The organism is Microbacterium sp. Bi128 (genome assembly GCF_918698205.1).
In genome coordinates, this window is record NZ_CAKKMM010000086.1 from 1 (window position 1) to 12,621 (window position 12,621).

18 protein-coding genes and 1 pseudogene are annotated in these 12,621 nt (G+C 67.1%); 2 read left to right on the plus strand and 17 right to left on the minus strand.

Annotated elements, in window-relative coordinates; translation table 11 throughout:
* From LQV45_RS08905 to LQV45_RS08920, 4 genes and pseudogenes are all read right to left on the minus strand, one after another.
* Positions 1 to 643: pseudogene (locus LQV45_RS08905) on the minus strand (hypothetical protein); the annotation flags it as partial.
* Positions 644 to 746: 103 nt separating this feature from the next.
* Positions 747 to 1,274 (minus strand): hypothetical protein, encoded by a 528-nt coding sequence (locus tag LQV45_RS08910; protein WP_230006694.1) that lies wholly within the window; start codon positions 1,272 to 1,274, stop codon positions 747 to 749.
* Positions 1,271 to 2,266 (minus strand): hypothetical protein, encoded by a 996-nt coding sequence (locus tag LQV45_RS08915; RefSeq protein WP_230006695.1) that lies wholly within the window; start codon positions 2,264 to 2,266, stop codon positions 1,271 to 1,273. Before LQV45_RS08915 ends, LQV45_RS08910 begins: the two co-directional genes overlap by 4 nt.
* Positions 2,263 to 2,418 (minus strand): hypothetical protein, encoded by a 156-nt coding sequence (locus LQV45_RS08920; RefSeq protein WP_230006696.1) that lies wholly within the window; start codon positions 2,416 to 2,418, stop codon positions 2,263 to 2,265. The genes LQV45_RS08915 and LQV45_RS08920 overlap by 4 nt, the downstream gene beginning before the upstream one ends.
* A gap of 45 nt (positions 2,419 to 2,463) precedes the next feature.
* Between LQV45_RS08920 and LQV45_RS08925 the strand changes: the two genes are divergently transcribed.
* Positions 2,464 to 2,895, plus strand: coding sequence for a hypothetical protein (locus LQV45_RS08925; protein WP_230006697.1), 432 nt, complete (start codon positions 2,464 to 2,466; stop codon positions 2,893 to 2,895).
* 8 nt (positions 2,896 to 2,903) lie between these two features.
* Here the strand turns inward: LQV45_RS08925 and LQV45_RS08930 are convergent, their stop codons facing one another.
* Both LQV45_RS08930 and LQV45_RS08935 read right to left on the minus strand, forming a co-directional pair.
* The gene (locus LQV45_RS08930) at positions 2,904 to 3,215 is read right to left on the minus strand and encodes a YrhB domain-containing protein (RefSeq protein WP_230006698.1); all 312 of its coding nucleotides are present in this window, start codon (positions 3,213 to 3,215) and stop codon (positions 2,904 to 2,906) included.
* On the minus strand, positions 3,215 to 3,457 hold the full coding sequence (locus LQV45_RS08935) for a hypothetical protein (RefSeq protein WP_230006699.1): 243 nt from the start codon (positions 3,455 to 3,457) through the stop codon (positions 3,215 to 3,217). Before LQV45_RS08935 ends, LQV45_RS08930 begins: the two co-directional genes overlap by 1 nt.
* Positions 3,458 to 3,532: 75 nt before the next feature.
* Here LQV45_RS08935 and LQV45_RS08940 point away from each other — a divergent pair, with 75 nt between their 5' ends.
* The gene (locus tag LQV45_RS08940) at positions 3,533 to 3,967 is read left to right on the plus strand and encodes a hypothetical protein (protein ID WP_230006700.1); all 435 of its coding nucleotides are present in this window, start codon (positions 3,533 to 3,535) and stop codon (positions 3,965 to 3,967) included.
* Here LQV45_RS08940 and LQV45_RS08945 read toward each other — a convergent pair.
* The 11 genes from LQV45_RS08945 to LQV45_RS08995 all read right to left on the minus strand — a co-directional run.
* Positions 3,964 to 4,245 carry a YrhB domain-containing protein gene (locus LQV45_RS08945; protein WP_230006701.1) on the minus strand — a complete coding sequence of 94 codons (282 nt, stop codon included), beginning with the start codon at positions 4,243 to 4,245 and terminating at the stop codon, positions 3,964 to 3,966. The genes LQV45_RS08940 and LQV45_RS08945 overlap by 4 nt on opposite strands.
* Before the next feature lie 35 nt (positions 4,246 to 4,280).
* The gene (locus tag LQV45_RS08950; protein WP_230006702.1) at positions 4,281 to 4,922 is read right to left on the minus strand and encodes an SseB family protein; all 642 of its coding nucleotides are present in this window, start codon (positions 4,920 to 4,922) and stop codon (positions 4,281 to 4,283) included.
* 69 nt (positions 4,923 to 4,991) lie between these two features.
* Complete coding sequence (locus LQV45_RS08955) at positions 4,992 to 5,825, minus strand: hypothetical protein (RefSeq protein WP_230006703.1); 834 nt, start codon at positions 5,823 to 5,825, stop codon at positions 4,992 to 4,994.
* 97 nt (positions 5,826 to 5,922) lie between these two features.
* Positions 5,923 to 6,183 (minus strand): hypothetical protein, encoded by a 261-nt coding sequence (locus LQV45_RS08960; protein WP_230006704.1) that lies wholly within the window; start codon positions 6,181 to 6,183, stop codon positions 5,923 to 5,925.
* Between the two features lie 405 nt (positions 6,184 to 6,588).
* Positions 6,589 to 7,203, minus strand: a complete 615-nt coding sequence (locus tag LQV45_RS08965) for a hypothetical protein (RefSeq protein ID WP_230006705.1) — start codon at positions 7,201 to 7,203, stop codon at positions 6,589 to 6,591.
* Positions 7,187 to 10,426: a hypothetical protein gene (locus LQV45_RS08970; protein WP_230006706.1), complete on the minus strand. Its 3,240-nt coding sequence runs from the start codon at positions 10,424 to 10,426 to the stop codon at positions 7,187 to 7,189. The genes LQV45_RS08965 and LQV45_RS08970 overlap by 17 nt, the downstream gene beginning before the upstream one ends.
* The gene (locus LQV45_RS08975) at positions 10,426 to 10,770 is read right to left on the minus strand and encodes a DUF6507 family protein (RefSeq protein WP_230006707.1); all 345 of its coding nucleotides are present in this window, start codon (positions 10,768 to 10,770) and stop codon (positions 10,426 to 10,428) included. Before LQV45_RS08975 ends, LQV45_RS08970 begins: the two co-directional genes overlap by 1 nt.
* A gap of 104 nt (positions 10,771 to 10,874) precedes the next feature.
* Positions 10,875 to 11,186 (minus strand): pore-forming ESAT-6 family protein, encoded by a 312-nt coding sequence (locus LQV45_RS08980; protein WP_128217692.1) that lies wholly within the window; start codon positions 11,184 to 11,186, stop codon positions 10,875 to 10,877.
* 20 nt (positions 11,187 to 11,206) lie between these two features.
* Positions 11,207 to 11,539: a hypothetical protein gene (locus tag LQV45_RS08985; RefSeq protein WP_076493301.1), complete on the minus strand. Its 333-nt coding sequence runs from the start codon at positions 11,537 to 11,539 to the stop codon at positions 11,207 to 11,209.
* A gap of 121 nt (positions 11,540 to 11,660) precedes the next feature.
* Positions 11,661 to 12,233, minus strand: coding sequence for an HhH-GPD-type base excision DNA repair protein (locus tag LQV45_RS08990; RefSeq protein ID WP_230006708.1), 573 nt, complete (start codon positions 12,231 to 12,233; stop codon positions 11,661 to 11,663).
* 19 nt (positions 12,234 to 12,252) lie between these two features.
* Positions 12,253 to 12,621 (minus strand): hypothetical protein (locus LQV45_RS08995; RefSeq protein WP_230006709.1); only part of this gene is annotated, 369 nt, incomplete at its 5' end.

The following is a 12,621-nucleotide window of genomic DNA, read 5'->3' on the forward strand; positions in this document are numbered from 1 at the left end:
AGCCGAGGTCGGTGACCCAGACCTGACGGCCGTCCCATTCGAGACGGACGTGCGACTTCGACAGGGTGCGCGACATGTCGGCCCAGCGGTAGACCTCGGCGGGGGCGTCGGCCGGGGCGGAAGGGTCGCGGCCAAGGATCAGGGCGGTATCGAGCGTGAGGCGCTCGCCCGAGTCGAGCATCAGCGTCGGGACCAGGCCGCGGCGTGCGCGACCAGGGACGGCGGTCGGCGCGGCCTCGGGGAAGGCGAACGCCGCGATAGCCGGGGCGAACGGATCGCGGCCACGGCGGAGGTCGAACATCGCGAGCTTGCCCGAGGCCAGCGCCCACAGCGCGGACCCGCCCGCGGCCGCGCCCGTGGCGCGGCGCACGATGCGCGCGTCGACGGTGGCGGCGCCGAGGGTGCGGCCGGTGCGGCCGAGAAGCCACACCGCGACGGCGAGGAGCGCGACCGCGACGATGACGACCAGCCAGCCCAGGGCGGGAGGTCCGGCGACGATCACGACGATGCCCGCCGCGAGCACGGCGAGGGGCATGACGACGTCGAGCGCCACGGCGCCGATGATCTGCCCTGCCCGGGCACGCTCGGTGAACACCAGCGGATCGACGTCGGCCAGGCGCAACGAATCCTGCATGCTCGTCATCGGGCCCCCTCCCTCGACCTTCCACCCTAGGCGGGACGCTCCGACGCCGCCCGTTCGGGCGCGCTCTTGCGTGGATAACCCCCGGGACGGCAGAATTACCGGCTCACCGGCGGGTCAGGGGCGTGTATTCGCGCCGGGCGACCATCGCGAAGACCTCGCTCGCCGCGGCATCCGAAATCTCCTCGAGATCGGAATCGAGGGGGAATCGCATCGCGCGCTCGAGCATGCCTTTCGTGTCCGGATGCCAGGTGTCGACCTCGACGAGCATCTCGTCCACCGGCCCGTTTTGGGTCGGACGCCGCCGGAACAGTCGCGCCGGGACGGGTCGACCGTCGATGCGGCGTTCCTGGACGAAGTAGCGGGAGGCCTTGTCCTGTCGGAGCTTCTCGTTCCACGCGGCGACGCGGCTGAGAGCGCGGAGGCGTGACAGGAAGTCCTCCAGTGCGGCACCTTCATCCGCGAACTCGCGGCGCCCCTGCGGCGTGGCGCGCTCGTCGGTCGCGAAGACGACCCAGCCGGTCTCCGTGCGTTGGATCACCACGACATCCGTCGCGTTCGTGGCGTCCTCGAACCACCGGTAGTCACGGAGGCCCTCCGCGCGGATCGTAGCGAGCGCTATTTCAGGGATCACGGGGCCTCCTCGCTCCCACCGAACTCGGCGCGGATATCCGTCCACGCCAGCGGCGCGACCCAACTGAATCGAGCCGCATCGAGGTCGCTCGCAAAGCGCCAGCGGACTCGCCGGTACGTGTCGGTCAGCACGAATCCGGCATCCTGCCCGCGCGCAAGCGTGAATGAGGCTGCGGGCTGAGCGAGTCCATCGTCCGACAGCGTCACCGCTCGCCGGTGGGGCGTGAGCCCACGCGCGCGCCGGATGTCGTTCGCGAGTATCGCGATCAGGAATCGCGCGATGTCTGTCTCGTCGTTTGCCTCGAACGCCACCCCGCGGTCGTCCGATCGCCACGATTTCCGCACGCGCCACGTGCGGCCGGCCAGGGTGACACGAAAAGTCAACTCGTCGGCCTGTATAACGACCGCGGTATCGGTGCGCGTCACACTGATGACATCCGGCGCCAGGCGGCCCACTTCGTCCACGGCGCTGAGATCTCTTGAGGCCGGAATGGTCTGCTCGGATGCCATCGAGGCGCCGAAAAGCGGCGTGATGGTTTCTCGATAGTCGTCGAATTCGGTCAGCGGGACGCGGAACGAGACGCCGCCGTTCCCTCCCCGCGCGTCGTGCACCTCGGCGCGCGGCAATGACACCAACGTCTTCCACTCCGGGCTGGAGTAGACGTAGAGGATTGCGATGTGTCCACTCTCCGAGGAGGGGATCGGCGCGCGAACTCTCGTCGAGTCGTCTCTCCACGTCGATACGAGCGGAATCCAGTGTCCGTTGTACAGTGCCTCGGATTCCACGGACTCAGCGCTGATGACCGTGCCCGGAGGCACCTGGCGGGAGGTCATCCCCTCGCGGTCGTAGAGGAAGAGGTCCTGAATGGGCCCGCCCTCGGCGATCGCCGACGTCGAGGCGAACCAGCCGTCCGGCGTCCGGACCCAGGTTCCCGAGCTGCGAACGATGAAACCGCCCGTCACGTTCTCGGGGATCGATGATGGCTCGGTCATTCCCGCACCAGGGGAAGTCTCGTCGTTTCCACGCGCACGTTCTCGACCTCGCCCAGCGACACCAGAGCTGACCATCCGTCGTTCTGGTTACCGCTGAGTCCCGCCGCGAGGGCGGTCGCAAGGTCGACGCCGCCGTACCGGATCGTCACCATTCCACGGCGGAGGCCGCGCTTGACGCGGTCGCCGATGATGGAACGGTGATCGATACCGAGTTGCTCGACCAGTGGGCCGCGCGTGCGGGCCTGACATCCCGACGGTGTTCCGGGGCTCAGATGGCCTGGGGCGACATCGAAGTCGCTTTCGGTATACGAGAGAAGGACGGCCGTTTCGAGGTGATCTCCGCCAACCGCGGGCATTGGGTCGTGGATGGCGTCACGTCGTCGCGAGACTCCGCCCTGGCGATGCTCCTCGTACGATTCGATCAGCTCTGGCGATCGTTCAATGGTTTGCATGATCCCTTCCCGGCGGGGCCCGCGGCCGGCTCGCGGGTCAGCCCCGTCGGCGACGGTCATCTCGCGGAGGTGACCGGGGAACGGGGGGTCTTCCGACGAGAAGACGATGCTCGCATGTTCACGTATGTCGCCGATCTGCCCCATGACGACGTCGCTGCGCTGATGGCGACCCATTGACGCCTCGATCAGTGCTCGCTCCGCGTCAGGCGTGCGATCTGTCCATCGACGTCATCGAGCGGGTCGAGGGCATACGGGAGTTGGCCGTCTTTCGGGACGACGATCGGCATGTTCCCCACAAGCATCTCGTCGAGATCGCCGTGCTCGACGTAGCCGCGGCCCTGATAGTAGAAGACCCAGTTCGGCCCCGCTTCGACCGGCGGGCCGAGAATGACCCGGGGGATGCCATCGTACTCGGTCGAGCGGGCGAGGAAACCGATCGCGATCTGTTCCGCCTCTGGCGCGGTGAGAGGCGTCGGCGACGGGTCAGTGTCGGGCATTATGCATCCTCCTCCGCCGGAGGGTCGGTCGGTGGCTGTTGAGCAGACCAGCCGTGAGCAGCCAGGAACTTGTCCGGGATGCGCAGACGAGCAGCGGTGAAGAGGTCGTCGACTGCCTTCGCAACCTGGACGCGGCCGTGGTCGAAGTGCACGTCCGCGAGTTCGAGGAGCGAAACGCGGCGCGACCCGTAGTCGACGCTGAAGCCCGCTCGTCCACGGCCTGCCGTTCGTCCATGCCCCATCTTCTCCCCGATACGGACCGCGCTGCCGGTCGAGCCACATCGAGGACGCTCCGCGGCTGCAGGGATGATGGGTCGATGGACGATGACGAAATCCTCGAGATGTGGGCGCAGCGGGCCGGATTCCCCAGCCCACTGCGTCCCGGTGATGCCACACGCGGGTGGTGGAACCCGGAGACCGCGTTGGCGGTGCGACGATCTGCCGATTCCACGTGGCATGTGGACCTCGAGAATCGTGGGGCCCGGACGGAGGAGGCAATCCTCGAAACGGAGGAGGACGCGAATCGTCTCCTCCTGATGCGGTTCGGGGTGCTCTGGCGGCTCGAGGAAGGACTCGAGGACTGTTTCCCCGTACGAGCTAATCCCGGCGTCGTGATCATCGAAGAGGGGTCCATGTACTCGGTCCGGTGGAACGGTCGGCGTGCCGCGATTCCGGCTGAACGCCAGGCGATCCGATACAGCCATATCGTCGACGAACCGCTCTCCCGCATCAGTGCACGCCTCATGACCTAGCCGCCCGCGGCGAGGCGAGCCATCTGCGCACCGACGGGTTCTGCGCTCGACAGTGTGAAAACGGGGTCGCCGTTCTTCGGGATCACATAGGGGCCGTTACCGGCCAGCGCCTGGAAGACGTCGCCGTGAACGGCGAACGCCTCGGATTGATAGCCCTGCACCCACCACGCGCCGTAGTCGAGGGTCTCTCCCAGGAGGACGCAGCGCACCCCGCCGCCGTCTTCCGCGTGTCGGAGGGCGTCGCGCACGATCTCCCGCGCGAACTCTGCGTCGATCATTTCAACCTCGCTTCGTGACGATGTGGGAGGGGCGGTCAGCGGCGCCGCAACGGGACGTAGGTGCGTCGGGCGACCATGTCGAAGACGTCCCGCGCGGCCTCGGGGGAGATCTCCTCGATGTCGGCATCCAGAGGGAAGCGGATGGCCTTGTCGACCGTTCCGTGTCGGTCGTCGGTCCACGAGTCGACATCGAGGAGACGCTCGTCAACCGGCCCATCGAGGGTGGAGCGGCGACGGAAGACCGACACCGGGACGACCTGCCCTTCCACCATCTGCTCCCGGATGAAGTAGCGCGTGGACGGTGCCGCGGACACCTGGCGGAGGGCAGCCAGAGCCGACGGCGGGATCTCCATTGCGCCCGCCGACCCCGGGTTCACGACGAGGCCGACCTCGCGGGCAGCGCCGCTGATGAGGAGGCGGCCCGGCAAGAGCAGCGCACTGCGCCCCTCACCGAATTCCGCCGGCACCTGATCCGTCGCGGTGAAGACCGCGAGAAAGTTCGCGTCGTCATGGTGAACGACGAAGGGCTCGATCGACGTCGGGTCGGGCGTTCCGTCGACCAGAACGACCAACTCGGCTTCCAGAAGAGCCGGTGCCAGCCGCTCCGACGACAGCTCCCCGGATCGCACCAACCTCATGGTGACTTCGAGGTCGTTCGCGGGGCGAGGCTCTGTCATGTGGGCTCCTTCATCACCTAGTAGCTCCCTCCCCAGGTACTCAACCCCGCGAGAGATCGCGATCCGAACTCAGCCGACGAGCTGATTGGCGAGGAGCTTCGTGTCGGAGAGAGCGGATCCCTGGATACCCGACACCTCGAAGACGCCGTAGTCGACCATGACGGCCGACAGCCGCCCGGCGATCTCGGGGTCGTCAGTCAGAAGCTGTGCGCGGACGACACCGTTGTGCTCTTCGAGTACCCGGAGCGGAACGTCGCCGACAGAGGCTGCGAAATCGAGTTCGTACACCGTGCACGCCGCCAGCGGAACCGTTTTCGTCCACACGCCCAGACGTGCTTGTGACCAGTCAGCGGAGGCCGGCGAGACGTACGACGTGAGATCGACCCGGTCGTCGTGGATGTCCGCGGCGTACTCGGTCTCCTCGTAGACCGCCCGCGTGCCGAAGAAACGGCTGGACGGATGCCACTCCTTGACCGGTGGTTGTCCCTGAAGTGCGGTCCACCCGTGAGCAGCACCCCGGTACACGGCGAGGACCTCCTGTTCACCGGAGTCTGAAATCCGCCACAGTTCGGCCCCCGGGGAATAGCGGGTCGTGGACATGTTCCAGACCGGGACGATCTCGTCACCGACGGGCCGTAGGAACCCGAGCGGGTACGACGGCCACGGCCGTTCCACCTGCGGTGGCACGGCGAGGTTCGCGCACCGCGGGACTTCGAATCGCACGACATCGACGTGTCCTGAGCCATCGGACGGCCATCCGTACGCCTCCCGCAGTGCGCTGGCCGTTCGCAGGTTTGTCGCGTCACCCGCGAGCACGACGGAGCCGCCGACCTGGGAGTACCCGCGTTCGCGGACGAACTGGGACATGCCGGGATGCAGCAGCTTCTGCAGAACAGTTCTCATGCGCTCACCGTGGGGAGTCGTGTCGTTTCGTTCGTGGCGTCCTCGAACCAGTGGTAGTCGTCGAGGCCCTCCGCGCGGATCGCGGCGAGCGCTTCTTCTAAGGTCGGTACTCGACCAGATCCCTCTCGAAACGGAGAGCTTCTAAAGCGTCTTCGAGGGCATCCAACTCGTCCTCGAATGTCCGCAACGTCTTGTCGATGACCGAGGCTCTCTCGTCGGTCGTCACTGTCACCCATCGAGTGCCGTCTTGGAACACGCACACCTTGTTCGAGGTGGTCCCGTCTGGAACGCCCATGTGGAGATACTTCCTGAGGCGCTCCGTCTCAACGATCTGATCGAACTCGGTCGGACCGATCATGGGATCTCCCTCATCATCCCTAGGCCGATCATCACGTTGACGGGTAGAGGTAGCTCCACCTGGACTCCTCCGCCCGACGCCCCAAAGCCCGGCGCGATCGGGCCCCGATGGGCCTGCTTCACCCACGGATCCAGCGGATCGTCGTTCAGTTCCAGAGCATCGGGGAAGTCCTCATCCCGTGGGGGAGTGGGGGTCGCCAGTCGAACGAAAACGTCTCCCCCTGAGTGCAATGGGTACCGTTGACCACGGTATTCGAGGAGCGTTCCTGTGACGGGAATGGTCAACGCTGTCACCCTACCGAGATCCACCCGCCGCGCGGGGAGATGACTGGTCGTTGAGTCCCGACATCAAGAACTTCCACATTTCTGCCAAGGGCGCGCCGGAAACCTCCCCCCCCGACTTCTCTCACCGGGGTGACGCGGTCGACCTGAAGGGAACGTACTCGCGTGCGCGCACCATCTCCTCGAACTCTGCCGCCTCAGCGGCTGTGACCTCTTCGAGGTCGGATTCAAGCGAGAACGCGAAAGAGTTGTGGATCTGACGCCGGGTGTCTGGCCGCCACTCACCGACGTCCTTGAGGACCTCGTCGACGACGGCTCCGTCGGCCGTGCGCCGTCGGTAGAGCGCGACTGGAATGGGGGTGGCGCCTTCACCGCCATAACGCACGAAGTATCGGGGGGCGTCGACGCCTGATTCGATCCCCAACCACCGGAGACGGAAGAACCAACGAGAGGCGAGAGCGTCAATCGCAGCAGACGATAGGTCGGGTCGCGCCGCCCCTAGCCGACTTTTGTATGTGGAGGCCCCTCCGTCGGAGTAGGTGCTGAGATCCGAGATGGCCAGATTGTCGGACGCCGCGATTGCGTCATATACGCGGGCCAGCAGAGCATCCGCGTCGACCGAGTTGGTCCTTGCGAGGTCGGCAACGGCGTTCTCGTCGGCGAGGGGCATCTTGGCTGTCGGCCAGCCGAGGAATGCGGTGACCGCCGCGGACAGAAGCGAGTCATCGTTCGTAGACATGGAGCGGCCTTCCGGTGTGTGCATCGATGACGGTGATCCTGGTCACTGCTTCATTCTCGATCAGGCGCGGGAATTCGTACATGTTCCACACGGACCCTGGCCGGACGTCACCGACGTAAGCGAACACGTGTCCTTGCGCGTTCTCTGCGATGGCGGATGACACGGCGCGCCAGGTCTCCGTAGTCGACGGCAGCGACCAGTCGGAAGGCATCTCATCCGCCAGGCCCTGGCGCTCAAGCATCTGCTCGAGCGTGGACCGCTCGTACGACGACGCGACGACGCGAGCGCCATCCATGGAAGACACGAAGTCTTCGCCGACGGTGACTCGACCCGACCAGAAGACTGCCGCGTCCGAGGACGAGGAAGGTTGGAACTCTTGGACGATCGAGTGGTCGACGAGCGAATCGTCCAATGGGGTTCGCGAGATATCGGCCGGGAACGCTTCAGCCGGCACGTGAATGGTGACATCGACGAAACCTGTGCCCGGCGTGACGACCGGCCAACTGATCACATCGGCCCCGATGGGGTGCGGCACCGCGGCGAAGCGCTCGTTCATCGCGGATTCGAGCTGCGCGCGCGTAGCGTCGTCGGTCCCCGGAAGCCGGGCGGCCTCGTACTCCACGTGCGAGTCCATCTTCGCGTCGAAGCTGGCATCGGTGTGGAACTGCACCTCGATCTTTCGGTTTCCTACCGGATCGAACCACGTGCTGTTGATGCCCTGGTAACCGTCCGCGCCCCACGAATTTTTCAGCTTCCCGTAGGGAACGAGACCGTCTGACTGCAGGTCGTGAAGCATTCGGGGTACGGTCGAACCATAGCTGCCGTCGGGAACCACAACCGTGTATCGAACGCTGTCCTTGATCGTCCCGAGGACCTTCTCCATCGGCACACCGGGAGCGAAGTCCGCGAGCTCGGTCGCAACCTTGCGATAGAGCGACTCATCGCCCTTGAGCCGATACTCCAGTCCCTCCAGCCTGGCCTCGGGGAACTTGGCGCGAAGATCCTCCATGATGCCCGTGAGTCGTGGCTCGGCGGCCCGGGATCCGTTGAGGTAGTCGTCGACAAACGCCCTCTGGTCGGACGACAACGTCAGGTGAGAATCTTCTGAACTACGCCAGGCGACATCGGCCCCGCCCGTAGACGACGCGATCCCCTCGGCATCGGCGTGCGCGCTTGACGTAGGGTCGCCATCCACGGATGTCGCGTCTCCATCGGTAGACACTTCATCGCCGTGGTGCACATCGTGCGAACCGTCCGTGTGGTCGGCGTTCGTCGCTCCGTCGTCGCCGCGGCCTGCATTCGCTGCGTTGTCGCCGCGATTCGCGTCGCCGCCGTCGTCGCCCCGTCCACCGCCGGTCGCGTCGTCACCGCGTTCACTGCTGGTCGCGTCGTCGCCGCCGCGGCCCACGCCGCCGTTCCCGGTGTCCGAACCGCCCTGCCCGCCGGCGTGGCTGCTGCCGCCGCCGGTCTCGGTCGAGGGCTCGCGCACGACGGTCGACTCGCCGGAGCCGCCGGTCTCCGTGCGGACGGGGGCATCCTCGACGATCGAGTTCACCGCGCCGGGGCCGGCCTCGCCGCGGACACCGCCGGCCGAGACGAGCTCGGGCTCGCGCACGGGCGCCGCGACACCGGCATCCGCGCCGCCATCGGTACGCACCGGAACGTCGCCGCCGCGGACGCCGTCGAACGAGCCCGCGGGCATCTCGATGCGGCCCGAAGGGATGGCATCCGTCGGCGGGAACTCGTACACCGGCACGCCGTCTTCGATGCGCGCCGTGATGCTGTTGAGGTCGACCCCGGCGTCGTCGAGCGCGCGCAGCGCGGAGGCCGCGTCATCGGCGACGAAGGGCATGTCGGGGGCGTTGAGGTGGAAGCCGTCGGCGGCATCCGATCCCAGACGTCCGATGAGACCGTCGAGGCTGTGCAGGCCGGCGCCGCCCAGGCGCATCGCGCCGTTCATCGCGAGCGCCGCGGGGTCGACGAAGTCGACGACCTTGGCCATCTTCGAGACGACGGATGCCGCGGTCGACGCGGTCTTCACGCCGGCGACGGCCGCGCCGCCCACGGGGATCAGCGCGGTACCCACGTTGAAGACCGACTCGCCGAGCGCCGTGCCCGGGTCGTCCTGCCACTTGTCCCACGCGATGAGGGCCTTGCCGGTGTTGATCGCCGCTTCATCGGCCTGGGCCTTGAAGTCGCGCACCTCCTGCGGCAGGAAGCCGTCCATGCCCATGGACTGCATGAGCGAGTCCGACTGGAAGATCGGCGCGAGCACGCCCGTGTTGGCGAGAGCCGCGAACCCCAGCATGCCGAGGTTGCCCCAGGCTGCGCCGTACGCGTCACCCGAGAAGAACTCGCCCGTCTCGGGATTGTATCCGAGCACCAGGGTTCCGAGGCCGGTGATCGTGCCCCACACACCGCCGACGGCGATGCCCTCCCACAGGAAGTCCTTGAAGACGAAGTTGACCGTCGCCTCGCCGCACCCCTCGGTGCGCTCGACGTCGGCACCCCACGGCATCTCGGTTCCCTCGGGGATCTCGGAGATGCCGTAGCCGAGTGCGTCGTCCTCGGACTGCGCTGCGTGCAGCGGGGCCGCCCCGTACAGGGCTCGGATGCGGTTCGCACAGGCCCGCTCGGCCTCCCACAACTTGACCTGCTGTGCGTTGACGGCGGCGATCAACTCGTTGTTCCGGTCGACGTGCTCCTGCGACTCGTGCCATTCCTTGGTCACGGTGCGGTACTTGTCCGGCGCCGCAGCGCTCGACGACGACGTTGTCGACGAGCCCCACGAACCCTGATAGGTCGGCATCGCCGTTGCCCCGCCGTACGGCGACTGCGCCGCCGTCCACGCCGGATTGATCTCTCGCACCTGCACGCCGCCCTGGATCGAGTCCACGAACGTCTTGGCTTCGGCGCGGAGCGCGTCGAGCTCGGCCTTGATCGGCCGCACGTCGGAGGCGAAGGCGATGAGAGCCGCCGACACCTCGGCCAGGTTGTCGCTGACCTGGGTCGCCTGCGAACTCACCGGCGCCATCAGCCCCAGGAGGGTGGGCGATTCCGGTGCCTCGTAGACGCCGGCCATGCCCTGCCACTTGAACTGCACGTTCGAGCCGTGATCGGCCACTTGGCCGGAGATCGTCCCGACGGTGCGGGCGTTCTCGTCGATGGCATCCGGGTTGATGTCGGCGCCGGGGATCTTCTCGTAATCGATGGGGCTGGGCATCACATCACCCCATGCGGAAGAGTGGGCGGGTAAACGGTGGCGACGGCCGCGGTCTGCGCGTTGGCGGCCATCTCCATGTCGCCGGCGACGTACGCTTCGGTGGCCGAGACCACGCCTTGCGCGGCGGCGCCGATCCGAGCGCTCATGCCCTGGATGCGCGGCGCCTCTTCCTGCTGGAAGTACGCCTGCACCGCCTCGGAGATCGCACCGGACTGGGTCGCGGTGACCGCTCCCTCGAGAGCGGGACTCAGAGAATTGAGCGCGGCGCCCAGAGCCTCGGCGTCGACGTTCACATCCGTCAGCACGGCCACGACTCCGGACGGCTCGATACGCCAACTCGTCATCGTCAGAACCCCTTCACTTCGTCGACGGTCTCGCGCGGCCGACCCCACGCGCGAGGCACTGCCGATGCCGGGCGTTCTGCACGCCCGGCATCACGCAGACATCGTCAGCCGATCGACTCCACCGCCGCGCGAGCTTTGCTGAGCGCGGTCTGGGCGGACTCGTCGTTGCGCTCCAGCGACGAACGGAGCGTGTGAATGATTCCGCGCACCTCGGCGGCGGCGTTCTTCCAGCGCAGCTCCTTGCCGCGGTAGTCCTCGGACACACCGTCGGCGGAGTAGTCGGCCATGGCGGCCTGGACGTCGCGGTCGCGCTGGTCGATGAGCGACTCGAGCTGCGCGGCGACGCGGTTGAAGTTGTCCTGAGCGTTCTGCGACGCCGCGATCGAGTAGTCGCGACGGTCTCCCTGGTTCACCATGAGTCAGTCCCTTCCGATTCTCAGCGTCCGCCGAAGCGCGCGGCGTCGAACGACGACCCGGCTTCGAGGCTCGTGGTCTGGTCGACCATGGACGACTCACCCTCCTGGAAGGAGCGGTCCATGCCGGAGATGCCGCCCAGGACGCCGTCGAGCGCGAGCTTCAGCTCGGCCGAGATGGCATCCGTGCGCGACTTGAAACGGTCGAAGGCCGCGCGGCCCGCGCCCTGGAACTGTCCCTCGAGCGGCTCGGCCGCCTCGAGCAGCTGGCGCACCAGCAGCGACAATTCATCACTGGAACCCGAGGTGGCCTTACCCAGCACACCCAGAGTGTCGGAACCCATTGCGAACTTCACGAGAGCCCACCCTTCGATCGCGAATCACGTGCAACGAACCCTGAAACCCTAACCACGCCGGAGGGGCCCGGGAAGAAACATGAGAGAACTCTCCTTTTTCTCCCCCGTGGTGTAGGAGGGGTCAGTCGCCCGCTTTCGCCGCTGCTTTCGCGGCGCGCTTGTACTCGCGCACCTTGGTCAGCGACTCCGGACTGGTGATGTCGGCGACCGAACGAAACGAGCCCTCGTCTCCGTACGACCCGGCGGCTTCGCGCCACCCGGCACCGTCATAGCCGTACTGCTTGCCGAGCAGCGCGAGGAAGATCTTGGCCTTCTGCTCTCCGAAGCCCGGGAGTGCCTTCAACCGCTTCAGCACGGTGGCGCCGTCGGGATCGTCGCGGGTCCACAGGGCCGCGGCATCCCCGCCCCAGTCCTCCTCGATCGCCGCGCACAGCGCCTGCACCCGCTTCGCCATGGAGCCGGGGAAGCGGTGCACGGCGGGCGATTCCGAGAATGCCGCCGCGAACACCTCGGGGTCTTCGTGGGCGAGGGTCGTGGCATCCATCGATCCGACGCGCTGCTCGATCTTGAGCGGACCTGCGAACGCGGTCTCCATCGCGACCTGCTGGTCGAGCAGCATGCCGATCAGCAGTGCGAGGGGATTCGTCGAGAGCAGGTCGTCGGCGGCGGGGTCGTCGGTGATGCGCAGCGTCATGCCCCCATTGTCCCGCGGGTCACTCGCGCGCGGCGATCCACTTCTCCGCGAAGGGCACGGCATCCAGGTAGTGCAGGTCGGCGTTGATCTCGGACAGTGGCTGCTCGAAGTCCTCGACGCTGCCGGCGGGGAGGCGCTTCACGACAGACCCGTCCGCCCGGCGGATCACCACTTCGTTGACGGACGGGGCGACTCGGCCCGCGTCGAGGAGTCCCATCGCGATGGTCGCCGCCCACCGCAGTCCGTTGCGGGCGCGATCCTCGCCCGCGACGCGGTAGACCTCGGATGCCGGAGTGCTCATGCCCTCATCCTGCCCGAGGCTGCACGGTCGGTTCGCTCGCGGGGTGGAGGTGACTGCGGCGGCGCTCGGGTGCTGCGGGTCCTGCGA

Bases quoted from the DNA above. Each gene is read 5' to 3' on its own strand.
- LQV45_RS08970 (WP_230006706.1), bottom strand. From the start codon at position 10,426: ATGCCCAGCCCCATCGATTACGAGAAGATCCCCGGCGCCGACATCAAC.
- LQV45_RS08920 (WP_230006696.1), bottom strand. From the start codon at position 2,418: ATGGTGACGATCCGGTACGGCGGCGTCGACCTTGCGACCGCCCTCGCG.
- LQV45_RS08945 (WP_230006701.1), bottom strand. From the start codon at position 4,245: ATGATCGACGCAGAGTTCGCGCGGGAGATCGTGCGCGACGCCCTCCGA.
- LQV45_RS08950 (WP_230006702.1), bottom strand. From the start codon at position 4,922: ATGACAGAGCCTCGCCCCGCGAACGACCTCGAAGTCACCATGAGGTTG.
- LQV45_RS08960 (WP_230006704.1), bottom strand. From the start codon at position 6,183: ATGATCGGTCCGACCGAGTTCGATCAGATCGTTGAGACGGAGCGCCTC.
- LQV45_RS08940 (WP_230006700.1), top strand. From the start codon at position 3,533: ATGGACGATGACGAAATCCTCGAGATGTGGGCGCAGCGGGCCGGATTC.
- LQV45_RS08990 (WP_230006708.1), bottom strand. From the start codon at position 12,233: ATGACGCTGCGCATCACCGACGACCCCGCCGCCGACGACCTGCTCTCG.
- LQV45_RS08965 (WP_230006705.1), bottom strand. From the start codon at position 7,203: ATGTCTACGAACGATGACTCGCTTCTGTCCGCGGCGGTCACCGCATTC.
- LQV45_RS08980 (WP_128217692.1), bottom strand. From the start codon at position 11,186: ATGGTGAACCAGGGAGACCGTCGCGACTACTCGATCGCGGCGTCGCAG.
- LQV45_RS08975 (WP_230006707.1), bottom strand. From the start codon at position 10,770: ATGACGAGTTGGCGTATCGAGCCGTCCGGAGTCGTGGCCGTGCTGACG.
- LQV45_RS08915 (WP_230006695.1), bottom strand. From the start codon at position 2,266: ATGACCGAGCCATCATCGATCCCCGAGAACGTGACGGGCGGTTTCATC.
- LQV45_RS08955 (WP_230006703.1), bottom strand. From the start codon at position 5,825: ATGAGAACTGTTCTGCAGAAGCTGCTGCATCCCGGCATGTCCCAGTTC.
- LQV45_RS08935 (WP_230006699.1), bottom strand. From the start codon at position 3,457: ATGGGGCATGGACGAACGGCAGGCCGTGGACGAGCGGGCTTCAGCGTC.
- LQV45_RS08930 (WP_230006698.1), bottom strand. From the start codon at position 3,215: ATGCCCGACACTGACCCGTCGCCGACGCCTCTCACCGCGCCAGAGGCG.